14 protein-coding genes and 2 pseudogenes are annotated in these 14,866 nt (G+C 66.0%); 7 read left to right on the forward strand and 9 right to left on the reverse strand.

What is annotated here, in order from left to right:
• Window positions 1-263: 263 nt before the first annotated feature.
• The 6 genes and pseudogenes from ABT025_RS26950 to ABT025_RS26975 all read right to left on the reverse strand — a co-directional run bounded on the left by ABT025_RS26950 (window position 264) and on the right by ABT025_RS26975 (window position 5,689).
• Complete coding sequence (locus tag ABT025_RS26950) at window positions 264-836, reverse strand: hypothetical protein (protein WP_350999577.1); 573 nt, start codon at window positions 834-836, stop codon at window positions 264-266.
• Window positions 837-2,078: 1,242 nt separating this feature from the next.
• A pseudogene (locus ABT025_RS26955) lies at window positions 2,079-2,438 on the reverse strand (ATP-binding protein); the annotation flags it as partial.
• Between the two features lie 137 nt (window positions 2,439-2,575).
• Entirely contained in the window at window positions 2,576-2,842 is a 267-nt protein-coding gene (locus ABT025_RS26960) for a hypothetical protein (RefSeq protein ID WP_350999619.1), read from the reverse strand.
• A 183-nt stretch (window positions 2,843-3,025) separates the two neighbouring features.
• Window positions 3,026-3,498, reverse strand: a pseudogene (locus ABT025_RS26965) (ATP-binding protein); the annotation flags it as partial.
• Between the two features lie 409 nt (window positions 3,499-3,907).
• Window positions 3,908-4,288, reverse strand: coding sequence for an FKBP-type peptidyl-prolyl cis-trans isomerase (locus ABT025_RS26970; protein WP_350999580.1), 381 nt, complete (start codon window positions 4,286-4,288; stop codon window positions 3,908-3,910).
• A 510-nt stretch (window positions 4,289-4,798) separates the two neighbouring features.
• Complete coding sequence (locus ABT025_RS26975) at window positions 4,799-5,689, reverse strand: LysR family transcriptional regulator (protein ID WP_350999582.1); 891 nt, start codon at window positions 5,687-5,689, stop codon at window positions 4,799-4,801.
• A 134-nt stretch (window positions 5,690-5,823) separates the two neighbouring features.
• Here ABT025_RS26975 and ABT025_RS26980 point away from each other — a divergent pair, with 134 nt between their 5' ends.
• The 6 genes from ABT025_RS26980 to ABT025_RS27005 all read left to right on the forward strand — a co-directional run bounded on the left by ABT025_RS26980 (window position 5,824) and on the right by ABT025_RS27005 (window position 11,530).
• Window positions 5,824-6,276 (forward strand): nuclear transport factor 2 family protein, encoded by a 453-nt coding sequence (locus tag ABT025_RS26980; RefSeq protein ID WP_350999585.1) that lies wholly within the window; start codon window positions 5,824-5,826, stop codon window positions 6,274-6,276.
• A 229-nt stretch (window positions 6,277-6,505) separates the two neighbouring features.
• Complete coding sequence (locus ABT025_RS26985) at window positions 6,506-6,874, forward strand: DoxX family protein (RefSeq protein WP_350999588.1); 369 nt, start codon at window positions 6,506-6,508, stop codon at window positions 6,872-6,874.
• Between the two features lie 155 nt (window positions 6,875-7,029).
• A complete protein-coding gene (locus tag ABT025_RS39555; RefSeq protein ID WP_502972032.1) occupies window positions 7,030-7,176 on the forward strand; it encodes a hypothetical protein in 147 nt (48 codons plus the stop codon).
• A 373-nt stretch (window positions 7,177-7,549) separates the two neighbouring features.
• On the forward strand, window positions 7,550-8,011 hold the full coding sequence (locus ABT025_RS26995; RefSeq protein WP_350999591.1) for a hypothetical protein: 462 nt from the start codon (window positions 7,550-7,552) through the stop codon (window positions 8,009-8,011).
• Between the two features lie 706 nt (window positions 8,012-8,717).
• The gene (locus ABT025_RS27000) at window positions 8,718-9,743 is read left to right on the forward strand and encodes a DUF1963 domain-containing protein (RefSeq protein ID WP_350999594.1); all 1,026 of its coding nucleotides are present in this window, start codon (window positions 8,718-8,720) and stop codon (window positions 9,741-9,743) included.
• 188 nt (window positions 9,744-9,931) lie between these two features.
• Window positions 9,932-11,530 carry an ISL3 family transposase gene (locus ABT025_RS27005; RefSeq protein ID WP_502972034.1) on the forward strand — a complete coding sequence of 533 codons (1,599 nt, stop codon included), beginning with the start codon at window positions 9,932-9,934 and terminating at the stop codon, window positions 11,528-11,530.
• Window positions 11,531-11,538: 8 nt separating this feature from the next.
• Here ABT025_RS27005 and ABT025_RS27010 read toward each other — a convergent pair whose 3' ends face one another.
• Window positions 11,539-12,036, reverse strand: a complete 498-nt coding sequence (locus ABT025_RS27010; protein ID WP_350999597.1) for a hypothetical protein — start codon at window positions 12,034-12,036, stop codon at window positions 11,539-11,541.
• A 442-nt stretch (window positions 12,037-12,478) separates the two neighbouring features.
• Window positions 12,479-13,936, reverse strand: a complete 1,458-nt coding sequence (locus tag ABT025_RS27015; RefSeq protein ID WP_350999624.1) for an ISL3 family transposase — start codon at window positions 13,934-13,936, stop codon at window positions 12,479-12,481.
• 75 nt (window positions 13,937-14,011) lie between these two features.
• On the opposite strand from ABT025_RS27015, the gene ABT025_RS27020 reads away from it, so the two are divergent.
• Complete coding sequence (locus tag ABT025_RS27020) at window positions 14,012-14,353, forward strand: transposase (RefSeq protein WP_350999627.1); 342 nt, start codon at window positions 14,012-14,014, stop codon at window positions 14,351-14,353.
• A 101-nt stretch (window positions 14,354-14,454) separates the two neighbouring features.
• On the opposite strand, the gene ABT025_RS27025 is transcribed toward ABT025_RS27020, so the two are convergent.
• A partial coding sequence (locus tag ABT025_RS27025) for a hypothetical protein (protein ID WP_350999599.1) occupies window positions 14,455-14,866 on the reverse strand: 412 nt, incomplete at its 5' end.

Here is a 14,866-nt window from a genome sequence, read left to right on the forward strand (position 1 = left end):
ATGGACAGAAGGGCCGTCGCAGCGTCCACCACAGCAGCTCCGATGGATGCACGGGGGCCAACCTGCCGCCATCGGCCGGCGAGGAGAATGAGCCGCAGCAACGACCTTGCGCTGACGGCGCGGCGGGAGCCTCCGTGCGAGCCCAACTTCCGTAGCCGTGAGGCTGACCAGCGGCTGCTCGGCGAAGGTTTCGGTTGCTTCGTTCACATGAAGTGGTTCTGGCTCAGCTTCCGTGGTACGGCCACGCTGAGTGAGTGGTCAAGCTAGCGGGCGACCAATCCCGGTGGCGAGAATGAACAGTTGGTCGTGCCCCCCGCCTCGCCTGCCGACCCCTTACTCAAGAACTGCTTCGCCGCCTCAACCGCTTCTCCCTTGAGTTCCTCGACGGAGACCCCCCAACATTCCTCCCAGACTTCCAGGCTATGCGCGCAGTGGACGAGCGGTTCCAGCTCGTCGGGGTAGCCGAGGTCATAGGCGATGTCTGCCCAGATGAGGTGGGTGCCGACCGCGGGATCCAAGGATCCGTCGGCTGTCTGACCGGCGACCCAGTAGGCCAACGCCCACTTCGCGGCCCGACGGTCAGCGGGCGGGTGGAAGAGCAGTCCCAACTCCTCCAGCACCTGGTCGAAGAGCGTCGGGGCCTCGGGCTCTTCGCTCCGGAGGAGACCCGCCAGCATTGCAAGGGAGGGACTCTCGACCCCGGCAATCAGCGCCTCCAGCCCAGCCTGGATGAGCTGGTCGGACCCGACGTGCCAACCGAATGCCCTCTCGCGCGTGATGCGGTTGAGCTGTTTGAGAGCGTCGTCGCGGGTCATCACCGTCTTCTCGTTCGGCATCTGGGAGGAGGGAGGATTGCACATTCGCAGACGGTGCTGCCATTGACTTCCGTCGGCATGGCTCGGTGATCAGGACATGAGAGCCCGTTTCCGCAGGAGGCGAAGCCCGCGCGACCGAACATCTGACTCTTGAGCATCTTGATGCGATTGACATGCCCTTCGACGAGCCCCGACCTGGCCCGCGAGGGCGAGACCGATCGCGGCCAGGGCCGAGCGAAGCCGCTCGGTCCGTTGGTCGTGCCTTCGGGTCAGACCGGGTATCTGCTCGACGAACGTGCGACGTCCGCACTCGGTGGTCCAGCAGGCGAACCGGCGGACCCGCAACTGGAGTCCAACCCTGCGTCCCGCACTCGGAACATCAGTAGGAACTGCAGGTAGGAGCAGCCGGAACAAGATCTCATTCACAGAACCGAAGTGTCGGCCCAGCCACTCGTGCCCTACTCGTTCTGAGGCAACTTCCGGCGCACCAGAGTGAGTTCATCCGTCACTCACGGTGCTCGGATCACACAAACTGAGCCAGAACCCCATGAAGTAGCAGCGATTGGTCAGCACTTCGGGCAGCAGTTGACGATCTTGAGTGCCGTGGATGTTCACCTCTTGGCGCGACTTGAGCCGGCAGTAGGGCGGGCAGAATCCTTCGGCTTCCACATCTCCGCGCGACTGCTGTGCTCCTGGTAGATCGTCCGCCCGACGAAGGAGCTGGGTTGTGCTGACCACTACGCACCCGCCGTAGGTGCCTCTGGAAAGTCTAGAGGGCCTTACGGAGGCTCCTGATGTCCCGGACTGTCCGCACGACTCCCAGTCAGCTCCGCCTCCGAGAGGGCGCGTTGGAGTCCATGTTTCTGTATGACCTGCGCTACGCGAACGCTGAACTGGCCCAAGCAGCCTGTGAAGGCCGTCGTCCTGCCCCGGCGATGATGCTGCGCCGGACCACCTCTTGGCAATGGATGGTGCTGTACTGCAGGAAGGGCTCGTTTGCCGTCGAGATAGCTTCGGCAGAGGGCCGCGCCCGGCTCCAGGGGCGACTCGATGCCCAGCGGATCCGAGGGCTGCACTGCGCTGGCCACGACCTTGATGGCGTGGACATACCGCCGGTCCGCCACCGGCATGGTGTGCTCTGGAATGCCTGGTAGAGGCAAAGCACCCAGGACGACCGGAACTCACGAGCGCAGGAAGTGCGTACCGGTGACGGCTCTCCGCGCCGGAGGGCTGAGGGCCGTTGAGTAAGAGTGTGCGCCGGCTGGCCCCGGCTGGCCCTTCAGCTCGGGTTTGAGTGCTGGCGAGGCGGTAGGAGTCGGTGCCGGTCTCGATGATGGTGCCGTTGAAGGTGAGGCGGTCGACGATGGCCGCGCAGAGGCGAAGGTTGGTGAAGGTCTTGGTGCAGTCGCCGAAGGACTTGTTGGAGGCGATCGCGATGCTGTTGTTCTCCTCGCGGTCGGTCAGCACCTGGAAGAGGAGTTCGGCGCGGCCGCGGTCGAGTTCCGTGTAGCCGAGCTCGTCGATGCGGAGGAGGTTCACTCGCGCGTAACGGGCCATGGTCTTGTTGAGCTGCTACTCGTCGGCGGCCTCGACCAGCTCGTTCACCAGTTTCGTGGCGAGTGTCCGCGCACACGTGAACGTACCCAACTGTGTACGGACGAAAGTGCCCAGCTGGTGATGTGCTGAGGTCAGTGCCTCGCCCGGCGGCACTCGACCCACGGGACGGCACCGATCGTTGATCGGTGCCGTCCCGTGGCCGACTACACCTCGTTGAAGCCACGCGACGCGTCGTAGATGTCGAGTTCGATGAAGACCACGTAGAAGCTCGTTACGACGTACTGGACCATGACGTGGTCCTCCCAGACCGAGCGGGTCACTGTATCGGTCATATAGGCGAGATGGCTGTCAGCGCCCTCTGGCTCGGCTGCGATCCTGCCGACCAGACGCAGGAACGTTTCTCGATCTTCGGCCGGCATGTAGTCACGGAACCGCGCAACCTGCTCGGTGAACTGCACTCGTCTCTTCATCAAGGCAGGACTCTATGGGCACGGTCAACGCCCGCGCCGGGAATTTCGACCGGGCCTGCTGGCCAGCTCAGGCGGCAGCTTCCTCGTGGATGTCAGAGACAACGTCAGCCGAGCTCCAGGATGGTCGGCAGTCGACGCACGTGTGGTGAACGCAGTCATGGGTGACCTCCAACTGAGCACGTCTATCTGTACTTCGTTGAGCACATTCGCAAGTACGCCGACAGCGAGCGTGTATTGGACGCGGTAGCCCTTCATCGCGTCCTTGGCGGCCAGGGCGACGAGCATGTGCGGCTTGCCGGTGCAGAGTCGCCGATCAGGCAGAGTGGCTGACTCTTCTTGATTCATTCACAGCTGGCGAGGGCGAGGGCGAGGGCGAGGGCGTGGACGCTGGCGGCGTCGATGTTGGGGTTGGCGTCGAGGTCGAAAGCCCGCAGGGACCTCTCCCGTGGGGAAGCCCTCGGCCTTGATCCGTCGTGCCGAACGGCGCCTGGCCCGGTCGCCGCGCTCGGTCATCAGCAGTATGGCGAGGAAGCCGCGGTAGGTCATATGGTCCTTGATCGCCCGGTCGGCGGTCTCGTTGAACTCGTTGCGGATCGACGGAAGCACGGCAGAGGGCAGGCGGTGTCGATCGCCGCGTCGGTGGCCTGCTCGGTCAAGGCTCGCTGGCAGGGGCAGGGGCAGGGGCAGGGGCAGTGGGATTCTCCCTCATGGCGGTCGCTGCTGTCGGTGCGGCGGCGTCCTAGCAGCTGGTTGTACGGGTCACCGACGGCAGCGACCGGGTGTCCGGGGGAAGGCGTGCCAGGCGCCACTCGTGCAGCGACGTGATGGTCGCCGGTGTCTCACCGCCCATCTGAGGAGCGGGGATGTGCCGATGATCGGCTCGTCTTCCGCCTGAGCGGCCTTGCGAGCCTTCAGGGCAACAGCGTCGGCGGTCAGGGCGCCGGCTCGCAGGACGGTGCGGTGTCCGTGGCTGCAGGTGAAGGGTGCACGGGTGTGGTGTCGGGGTCGGCCGGCAGATGTTGCCCGGGCCTGGCTCCGGGCGGAGATGCTGGAGAGCGGAAGGTCTCAGACTGCGACGGTGAGCAGGTCCACCACGAAGACGAGTGTCGAGCCCGCCGGGATCAACGGAGAGGGTGACTGGTTGCCGTAGCCGAGGCGCGGGGGAACGATGATCTCGCGCCGGCCGCCGACCTTCATCCCTCTGACCCCGCGGTCCCAGCCCTTGATGACCTTGCCACCGCCCACGGCGAACTTGAACGTCCGGCCCCGGTCCCAGGAGGTGTCGAATTCCTTTCCGGACTCGAAGGTGACCCCGACGTAGTGAACCTGGACAACCCTGCCTGGCTTCGCCTCGAGCCCGTCCCCTACGACGAGGTCGCGGATTGTCAGCTCGGTGGGAGCCTCACCCTCCGGAAGATCGATCTCGGGCTTCGTCAGTTCACTCATTGCCGCCTCATTCGCTCACCGCCGGGAGCCGGCATGCAGACCGGCCAGGCGCATCGTCAATCTACGTAGTAGATCATCATGCTGCCGCGAACGCTGATCTCCTGGAGTGCATCAAGCCCAACGGAGCACGATGCTCAGCGTGACTGGACGGGCTTCGTCATCGGAACGCAGCGCCCGTACCCGATGATGGCGGGGCGCCCTGCTCCTGTGCCCGCGGGAACGGCCCCTGAGTGTCGCCTGGTGCTGGTGGCCCGCTGCTCGGAGCATGCAGCACCGCCGCCTGGCCCGCGACTACGAAACCCACCCCCACCGATCAGCCGCCGTGATCCAGCAGACCGCCATCAACCTCATGACCCGCCGCCTCACCCACGAGACGATCCCCAACTTGCGCGTGCAGGAGCGTAGGGCTGGCGCCGGCGTGTGGGAGACCAGCTAGCTCACCATGCCGACCCTTGCCACGACGGCGGCGAGGTACGACACAGAGGCAGGGAAGCCGGAAGATCCTCCTGCTCACAGGGAGATGGGGCCGAGGTCGGCCGCGGTTTGAGCCAGCGCACGGATGACTGGGCTGTCGTTGTTGGAGCGCCATGTCAGGGCGAATTGGATGGTGGGGGCGTCGTGGATGGGCAGAAACACGATGCCGGGAGGGGTGTTGTAGCGGGCGGCGATCTCGCCGAGCGGGTGGACACAGTGCCCGGCGGTGACCAGGGAGAGAATCTCGTGGAAGGTATGTGCGGCGGGCCCGCGCGGGATGCGGCGGCCGAGTGGTGTGCGCGTGGGAACCATGGCCGACACCCAGTACTCGGGGGCCTCGGGACCCAGGTCGACGACATGGTTGTCGGCGAGATCCTCCAGAGACACGCTGCCGCGATCGGCCAGCGGATGGTTGGTCGATATGGCCAGCACCCGGCCTCCGCTGAGCACGGTGGGACCGACGGTGAGGTCCGGTTCGGCAACGGGCAGCCACAGCACATGCACGTCATTGATTCCGGTGCGCAGCGCGGTGAACGGGTCGCTGCCGTTGATCTCGCCGAACTGGACGTCGCAGCCGGGGTGACGAGCGAGGAACGCGTCGACAAATGGGCGTAGTTCGTGTCCAGCGTGACCGAAGACGCCCAGCCTCAGGGTCTGGCCGGCGCCCAGGGAGGCCGCTTCGGCGCGGGCCAGGCCCGCTTGGAGGAGGTCGAGGGCCTGCTGGAGGTCTTCACGGAGGCGTCGGCCGACCGGAGTCAGGCTCACGCGCCGACTCGTGCGATCGAACAGGGATACGCCGAGTCGCCGTTCCTGTCTGCCGATGGCCTGGCTGACGCGGGCCTGGGAAACGTGGAGCCGTTCGGCGGTGCGGCCGAAGTGCAGTTCCTCGGCCAACGTCAGGAAGATCTCGATGTCGCGCAGTTCCATGGATAACTCCCATGTTATGGATCCCTGCGCGAACCCTACATTGATCCCCTGCTGACCTGGATCGATGCTGAGTACACCACTACCGGACAGGCAGCACCTGCCTGACGAACACATCGATTAGGCAGGGGAAACCGATGAGCGCCATGCAGTCGATCGCCGATCGAGTCGAGATCGAGGCGCTGCGCGCCGAGCTCACCGACGCGGTGATGATGCGTGACTTCGAACGCGTTGCATCGCTGTTCACACCTCAAGGCGTGATGCGGTGGCCGCACATCGACAAGGAGTTCATCGGCCGGGACCAGATCCGTGCCGGGGTCGAGTGGGGGCAAGGGCTTTGGGAGTTCTTCGTGCAGAACGTTCACCCAGGCGTCATACGTCTGGACGGTGACACCGCGACCGGCCGCGCGTACATCCAGGAGTTCGGGCGGATGCACGACGGCGCTTCCCACCTGAACTACGCCCTCTACCACGACCACTACCAGCGCACCCCGGACGGCTGGAAGTTCAGCGAACGCGTCTACGAGGTCAGGTACTTGGACTCCACCCCGCTGGGCGGCTCACCGCCTCCCGTAACTCCCCGGGGCTAAGGGCTGTCCCGCACTTCCTGGCGGGCGCACGACGACAGCTACGGCGCCTCGCCGCGTTGCCGGAACGCCCGAACACATCAAGTATGCGGACGCTCCTCCGCCTTGCGATGCACCGCATCCGACGCCGCGCGCCGATCTACCACGGATCACGGGACAGCCCTGAGGTGCCACGCGCGACTGACTCAGAACCGAACGATCAACCCCCTTTCATCGAGATCAGGAGTACCTCATGGACACCGCACTGTGGATCACTGCCGGGCTGCTTGCCGCCGTCGCTCTGCTCGGCGGCATCACCAAGACGTTCATTCCCAAGGAGAAGCTCGCCGCGCAGCATGGCGGCGAGTGGACCGGAAATGCCGGCGTTGGCTTCGTCAAGGCTCTCGGGATCCTTGAACTGCTCGCCGCGGTTGGCCTGATCCTGCCCGCAGTCCTGGATATCGCACCGGTCATGGTGCCGGTGACTGCCCTGTGTTGGATCCTTCTGATGGTTGGCGCGATGGTCACCCACGGACGTCTCGGCCAGTTCAAGCTCGTGATGGTGAACTCGATCTATCTCGTGCTCGCGGCCTTCATCGCGGGGGGACACCTCGCCGGCTGAGCATGGCCTGCATGGCTTGCACGGCCCGAGCGATCGGTGACGCTCGTCCCACCTCTGTGACCATTTATCGCAAGCGCCGGCAAGAGCGATCGTCAAGAGTTGCGAGCCGGTTGAAGTGGTCATGCTGCGGCAGGTTCCCCGAGATGCTTGCCGAGGTGAGTGTTCTCGAAGTCGGTTCCGGCACGTACGAGCGCGACGAGGTGGAGTGCGGTGACCGCGCGCCGGCGTTCCCGGACGCCTTTGGCGAGCTTGAGGACCACCGCGAGGCCAGCGGCAGGGCGGCGCGCCGGTGGCGCGGGTGACCTTGGTGCGGAGTCTCAAGGTGGCGAGGACGGACTCGACGGGCGTGGTCGTGCGCGCCGCCGGAGGAACACCGATGCCGAAGCGGGTCACTTGGGTTCCCTTGCAGGGCAGCGGAAGCGCGAGCCCAGCTCGTACTCGTACGCCGCGATCAGGACGCCCAGGCGGGCCGTGGGAGAGCGCTCGGGGAGAGGTGTGGCCACCTCGCCACCTGGGCCGACTCGGTCACGGTGAGCTTCTCGGGTTCTGCGGACACCCAGCAGGCGCTGCGGGAGCAGACTCTGTTGTGTCGAATACCTGGAAGGAATCCGTCCACTGCGAACTGTGGCTAATGTCAGTTGCATGACACTTATGCGGAACATGCAGGCGCGCCGAGTGACAGTGACACTGATCGGTGCGGTTGCCGCCGTGGTGCTTGGTGTGGGCGGGGCGATTGCCGTGGCCGACCAGGACAACGGAGCATCTGGCCCGACGCCCGTTCCCACCGAGTCGTCCGATGCCGGAAGCGTCGGTGTCTCGGGCGGCGTCGACGAAGGGGGTAGCGACAACGGGGGCATCAGCGGGGGTGTCGACAGCGGCGGTGCTGACAGCGGTTCAGTCAGCGGATCCGGTGGCACCGACAGTGGCAGCTCAGATGGCTCGGGCGGAATCCCGGACCCGTCCGATTCCCCTGCTCCCACGGACGGACCCACATCGAATCCCACAACTCCGGCAAGCCTCGACGAACTGGCGGAGCGCATCGACGGTCTGGAAAAGAAGGTGGACCAATTGCCCACGAAGAAGGAGCTGGCCGATGCCCTCCGCGCCTTCGCCGATTCCTTGGAGCAGCAGGACTGAGCTGGGGGGGAGCTCCGCCCGCATCCGAAGCGAGAAAGGAATCCGCTGGGGCGGACAGCTGCTTGCGACGGTGGCCTGGCCAAACGTTTTGTGCGGTCAGGCAACCAGAGCCGCGTGCAGCGCACTGAACATCTCATGAGGCTCCCACATGGCGATCGGTCCGATCTCCATCTGCAGGTGACACACATCGTCGTCGCCGTTGGGAGTCAGGCGCACGAGAATGGCGAGACCGTCTCCGGCTGTCTCCGAGTACTCGCTGTTCGCCTGGCCGAGGACATCGGATATCCATACGCGCAGGTAAAGGGCGCCAGGTGGACCGTATGGACATGGCCGAAGAACCGCCGGGCGGTGAAGGTGTCCCTTACCGCCCATACGATCCTTGCGGGGATCCCGGACGAGGAGGCGCGTTCGCCACGATTCCTACCCCGCCAGAGGGAAAGAAAGAGTGGATGCCGGACGAGGCGAACTGCCGGGCCGGCCGACCGGGCGTCAAGGCTGTCAACTCGTTGGAGAAAAGCAGCGCGATTCGCATCCTTGACTCTGTCCGCGAGAACGGACAACGAATGTTCGCCGGTTTGGGAGGCCGTCGATCCGGTGAGCGAATCGAAAAGTCCAAGAGTTTCGACAGCAGCTTCAGCACCGCAGAGACTGCTGCCGGGCGGGGTGCTCGACCGCGAAGATCGCGGGGTGTCTAGGGTCGCGTTCCATGACGAGGACCACGCCGCCGCGCCCGCTTGATGTCGAGGTGCTCTTCCCAGATCTGGCTGCTTACCGGGGTACGACGACGCGGCTCCACCCGCGACTGGGCAGCCCGCAGATTTCTGACAGCTCGGTGGGTGGCCCGATGCTGTGGCCGGCGAACGAGCCGTGGCCGGTGTGCGATGAGGCCCACGGCAGAGGGCGAGGTCGGCGCCCGGCCGACATCCACCGTTACCGGCGGATCCTGGCTGCCGCGTGGGCTCGGGAACAGAACCCGGGCCCTACGGAGGAAGAACGGGAACTCCTGGCCGAGCTGCACCTGGAGCACCGGCTCCCCGAGGCGTCGGAGACGGATCCGCTGCCGCTGGTCGGCCTGGCCCAGTTGTATCGGCGGGATGTCCCGGACCTGCCCCAGGGGCCGCAGGACTGCGACCTGCTCCAGGTGTTCTGGTGCCCCTTCGACGCGCACGGCCCGAGCCGGTACGACCTGAATCTGCATCTGTGCTGGCGGCGGTCGTGGGAGGTCGGGGACGCGTTGGCCGTTACCCCGCAGCCTTTGGTCGTCGGGTCCGCTGGGTTCGTGCCCGAGCCCTGCCTCCTGCACCCGGAGCAGGTGATCTCCTACCCGTTCGCTGGCCTCCTGCCCGAGGAGCTGTGTGCCCGGCTCGACGCCTGGGAGGAAGCCCAGGAAGAGCAGGCCGAGCAGCAGCCCAACGAGGCCCATCCGGTCTACTACCAGTACGACCTGTCCATCCCGCCCGGCTGGCGCATCGGCGGCTTCGCCTCCTGGCACGCCACCGACCCGTTCCCTATGGACTGCCAGACCTGCCGCACGCCGATGCACCTACTGCTGACCATCGACAGCTCGGAATGGGACGGAGGCAGCGGCAGCTGGAAACCGCTTGAGGATCGAGACCTGCCCGCCCATCGGTCTGCCACCCCCACCGAAGTCGTCGTGGGCCGATTCGGCGAGCTGAACGTCTTCGCCTGCCCGACCAATCCCGACCATCCGCACCGCTGGAGCATCCAGTAGCACGGACGGCACCCCACGCCCGGCTCGACGCCCCGATCATCGGCGAAGGCGGGTGCTGTCGCTTCTCAGGTTCTGGTCCAACTTCTGTGGTCTGCCTACTCACTGTGATCGTTGGCCTTGGTGATAGGTCTCGCGAGATCGTCTAGAAACTGCCGGTGCCGATCGCGTTCGGCCTGATGGTTCTGACTGTGCGCGAGGTACTGCTCAGGCTGGAAGAGCTGCTCTTCCTGGCGGATCCGGGGATCAGGGTGGAGTCGGTGGAGGACGATGGCGAGGTAATCCGAGTTGGTGCCAGATGCCGGACGGCCGGGGCTCGGTGCCCAGGCTGCGGAAGCTGGTCGAGGCGGGTGCACGGCTCTTACCTGCGGTTTCCCGCTGACCTCCCTGTGGCAGGACGGCGGGTGGTTCTGCGGCTTCGTGTCCGGCGCTTCACGTGCGAAGACATCTCCTGCGGACGGCGGACGTTCGTCGAGCAGGTTGCCGGCCTGACCCGGCGGTACAGCCAGCGGACCGAACGGATGCGGTCGGTGCTGGCCGAGGTCGGCCTCGCCTTGGCCGGTCGCGCCGGTGCCCGGCTGGCCGATGTCTTCGGGGCGAGGGTCAGCCGGAACACGGTCCTGCGGCTGGTCAGTGCTCTCCCGGAACCCCAGCCACAGCACCCGCGTGTGGTCGGCGTCGACGAGTACGCGATGCGAAAGGGCCGTGTCTACGGGACCGTGCTGGTCGACGTCGAGACCCGCAGGCCGGTTGACCTACTGCCGGATCGCGAGGCAGGCAGTGTCGCGGCCTGGCTGGCCGATCACCCGGGGATCGAGGTCGTCTGCCGCGACCGCGCCCCTTACTTTGCCGAGGGTGCCAGGATCGGGGCACCCACCGCGGTCCAGGTCGCTGACCGATTCCACCTCTGGCGCAACCTCGGCGAAGCGGCCGAGCGGTGCGTCTCCCATCACCGCGCGTGCCTCCGTGCGACCTTCTCCGAGCCGGCGCCGGAGAAGGCTCCGGCTCCGGAACCGGCCGAGAGTGGGTCGCCATGGCCCACCGGGCACCGTTTCGCCGACCGCACCCGCGCCAAGCACGCCACCGTCCACGCGCTGCTGGCCGCCGGCCACAGCCGACGCGCGATTCAGCGACAGCTCGGCATGACCTACCGCACCGTCCAACGGCTGGCCGACGCCGCAAGGCCGGAAGACCTGTTCCAGGGACAGTGGCAGAACCGCAGGACCAAGCTCGACGACTTCAAGCCCTACCTGCACGGGCGATGGGCCGAGGGCTGCACGAACGCCTGGACCCTCTGGGAAGAGATCAAGACTCACGGCTACACCGGCGGCTACGGAGCCGTCCGCGCCCACCTCCAGCCGTTCCGGACATCCTCGACCGCGCCTGCGGCCCGTCCGCCGTCCCCACGCACGGTCACCGGCTGGATCCTGACTCACCCCGACACCCTGCCGGAGAGCGAGCGTCTGAAGCTCACATCCGTTCTCGCCGGCTGCCCTGAACTCGATGCCCTCACCGGGCACGTCCGCGCGTTCGGGAATATGCTCACCCAGCTCCAGGGCGACCAGCTCCCGCAATGGATCAAGGAGGTTCGCGCCGACGACCTGCCCAGCCTCCACACCTTCGTGAACGGCCTCGAACGGGATCTCGCCGCTGTCACCGCCGGCCTGACACTGCCGTGGAGCTCCGGCATCGTCGAAGGACACGTCAACCGGATTAAAATGATCAAGCGCCAGATGTACGGCCGGGCCGGCTTCGGCCTCTTGCGGAAACGAGTCCTGCTGGCATCCTGACGAAACCGTCACGAGCTCTGCTGGAGCCGCTCCGCAGCCTGAGCAGGGGTGTCGTAGTAGCCAGGCCGAGCCAGCAGGACCGAGTTGAAGTAATAGCCCTGCTCTTCCTCCGGCTCCTCGTCGGCTGCGAACGGACGCCAGAAGCTCAACAGCAAGTCCGGGGCGATGAATGAAGCATCGTCGTCAGAATCTTCCTCGATCGAGGTGAACTCCGCGACGCGCCGGACAACCTCTCGGGCCGGAAGCGCGAATATGTCCACACCCTGGAACAAGACTCGGTCCGTCTGGGACGACGGCCTTCCCAGCTCGGTGGCTTCAAGCATGTCGCGCACGCAGTGGATGCTGATCATCAGCCCACTGGGACGGAAGATGTGCTGCCCCGGCCGATCAGACTCCGAAATCGTAGAGAGATCGCGGAGCGAGTCCAGCGCCGTATTGGCCGCGTGTCGAGTCATACCGATTCGCAACGGGCCAACGCCGGTCGGTGGGGCGAGGTCGAAGTCCATACGGGCATGATCCCAAACGGCTCTGTCAACGAGCCACGAAGGGCCATCCGGTCCCGACAGATTACAGAGCGTAAGAGCTCCACAGAAGTTGGACCAGAACCGGTTCTCGGTTCTGGCACACATTCCGTGAGAGCGGTGGACGAGGCTCTCCTGATCGGCAGACTGGAGAGATGCGGATAGAGAGCGTCGCCAGGATCCATGCAATCCGGCTCGGCGTGACGGTCAGTGCAGTCGTTGCCGCACCGGTTCTGTTGGTAGCTGGGACTCCGTTGCTGCGCCGTATGTTGCGTCGCTACTACCGCGAGGACGGTCCGGGGCTTGTGAGCAAAGAGGACGGATGGGTGAGTCCGGGGTACTTCGTCGTCACCAACGTGGTTGTTCGAGCACTCTGCTGGCCATCGGAGTTCGTACTCCGACGGCTTCGTCCTGCCTGAGCAGGCCATCAGCGGGCGGCGGTGAGAAGCACCCGTTTGCGCAGGAGCGGAAGCTTGGCGCGGCCGAACATCTGGCGCTTGTCCATCTTGATGTGGTTGACGCGACCTTCGACGGGACCCGAGTTCCAGTGGCTCGTCAGGCCTTGGACAACGGCGTCCCAGTCCTTCTCCAGGCCGACGGCAAAGGAGTGAACACCGGGAAGGTCCTCGGCTCGCGCGCTGACAACCCAGTCCTTCAGATGCTGGCCGGTGCGGGTGGAGAGGATCGCGGCGAAGCTGCGGACGAGACGGTGGGCCGCCGAGAGTTCCGGGTAACGGGCGAGGACTTCGGTCAGCTGTTTGCTCTCGCTTTCCGAGAGGTGGTCGGGGTGACGCATGATCCCCCCGGTGACTTGCCGGAGTCCTGGCGGCGCGGGCCCGACTACGCGGATACGGCGTCGGCGCCGCGGCCGCAGATAGTCACTGATGATCTGGTGGTTGCCCCGGTAGCCCAGCTCTTTGAGCTCTGCGTGCAGGTGAACGGCATTGGTGTGGCCCTCTGCCCAGCGCCTGTCCAGGTAGGGCTTGTAAGGGTCCAGCTGGCTGGGCCGGGGTTGCCGCCGTCCGCCGAGCAACTCCTCAGGGGGCGCCGCACGGGCACATCGGCGGACCGTATTCCCACCCATGTGTAACTCGCGGGCGATCTCCCGGATGCCATGGCCCTGGTCGAGGAGTGCGTGGACGACGGCGTGACGTTCCCGGATGCGGGCTTCGATCGGCGACATCTCCTTTGTCGGCGGCGGTTCGACGTCCGGCTGGTCACCTGGGTCGGAACCGGGTGACCGCAGGCATCCTGTGTGCCGGCGCACGCATTGCTCCACCGCGGTGCCGAGGTTCTGCCACAGGTGAAAGTGGTCAGCGACCTGGACTGCCTGTGGGGCCCCGACGCGGGCACCTTCAGCGTAGGAGCCGGCACGATACCGGCAGATCACCTCGATCCCAGGATGGTCACGCAGCCATGTGGCCAGGGTCCCGGCGTCCCGCCCGGGCAGCAGAGCGAGCGGTTTGCGGGTCTCACAGTCGATGAGCACGGTCCCGTAATGCTGCCCACGGCGGGCGGCGAAATCATCGACCCCGAGCACCTTGGGCACTTCCCACGAGGGGTCAGGAAGCGCCATCAGCAGCCGCAGCAGCGTCGTCCGACTGACCGCACTGTGCAGCACCACGGCCAGCCGGGCTCCCGCCCGGCCGGCGAGCGCGACGGCCACGGCCTCCAGGACCCGGCGCGAAGCGGGCGTCCGCCTTCCGTACCGGAACGTCAGCCCCGCGACCTGCTCGACGAACGTACGACGCCCGCATAGCGCGTTGTCGCAGTACAAACGCCGCACGGTCAGCTTTATGAGCACCGGCTGGTCGCCGACTGGAGTGTCAGCCAGCCGACGCTCGTAACGGCGCCGTCCGCGCCTACCTCCAGCCGTTCCGCACATCCCCGACCGCGCCTGCGGCCCGTCCGCCGTCCCCCACGCACGGTCACCGTCTGGATCCTGACTCACCCCGACACCCTGTCGGAGAGCGAGCACACGAAGCTCAAATCCGTTCTCGCCGGCTGCCCCGAACTCGATGCCCTCACCGGGCACGTTCACGCGTTCGGGAAGATGCTCACCCAACTCCAGGGCGACCAGCTCCCGCGATGGATCAAGGCGGTTCGCGCCGACGACCTGCCCACCCTCCACACCTTCGTCAACGGCGTCGAACGCGATCTCGCAGCTGTCACCGCCGGCCTGACACTGCCGTGGAGCTCCGGCATCGTCGAAGGCCACGTCAACCGGATCAAAATGATCAAACGCCAGATGTACGGCCGGGCCAGCTTCAGCCTGCTGCGGAAGCGAGTCCTCCTTGCCTGACTGCAGCTCTGTCACTCGACGAGCGGGTCCGCTCAGCTAATCGCAAACGGCACGGGATCCAGGCTCAGCCTTCGCCGGCATGAGTCGACGGCCCGCGTGACTCAGGCGGTCACGGCGTCGCGATCTGCCGCGATCGTGTGAAGTTCACGCGCCTTCTCCTGGGCATCGACCTCCCACGGGACCAGGGCGTCCTCTCGAAGGACTCGTTCGAAGTAATCGCGGGCCGTGTCCGGATCCCCAACCAGGGCGGCTGCGATCCCAGCGTCGAAGCTGTCCCAGAGAAACCCCTGCCGCACCGGCCTGGACGTCAGGTATCGAGTGGCATCCGGCAGACCCGCGAACTTCTCCCTCAGCGCGGTCACGTTCGCAGCCGCCTGCCGACTGAGTTCAAGCGCCAGCGACGTGAACTGGTCCTCGTTGTCGGCGTACACGTGAACGCACATAGTCGCGTACGGATGAACGTGCAGGGTTCTTGATGCGCTGAGTGCCGGCCCCCGGCACGCTGCTGCCTGT

It is taken from the genome of Streptomyces sp. NPDC002809, from assembly GCF_040295435.1.
GTDB lineage: Bacteria > Actinomycetota > Actinomycetes > Streptomycetales > Streptomycetaceae > Streptomyces.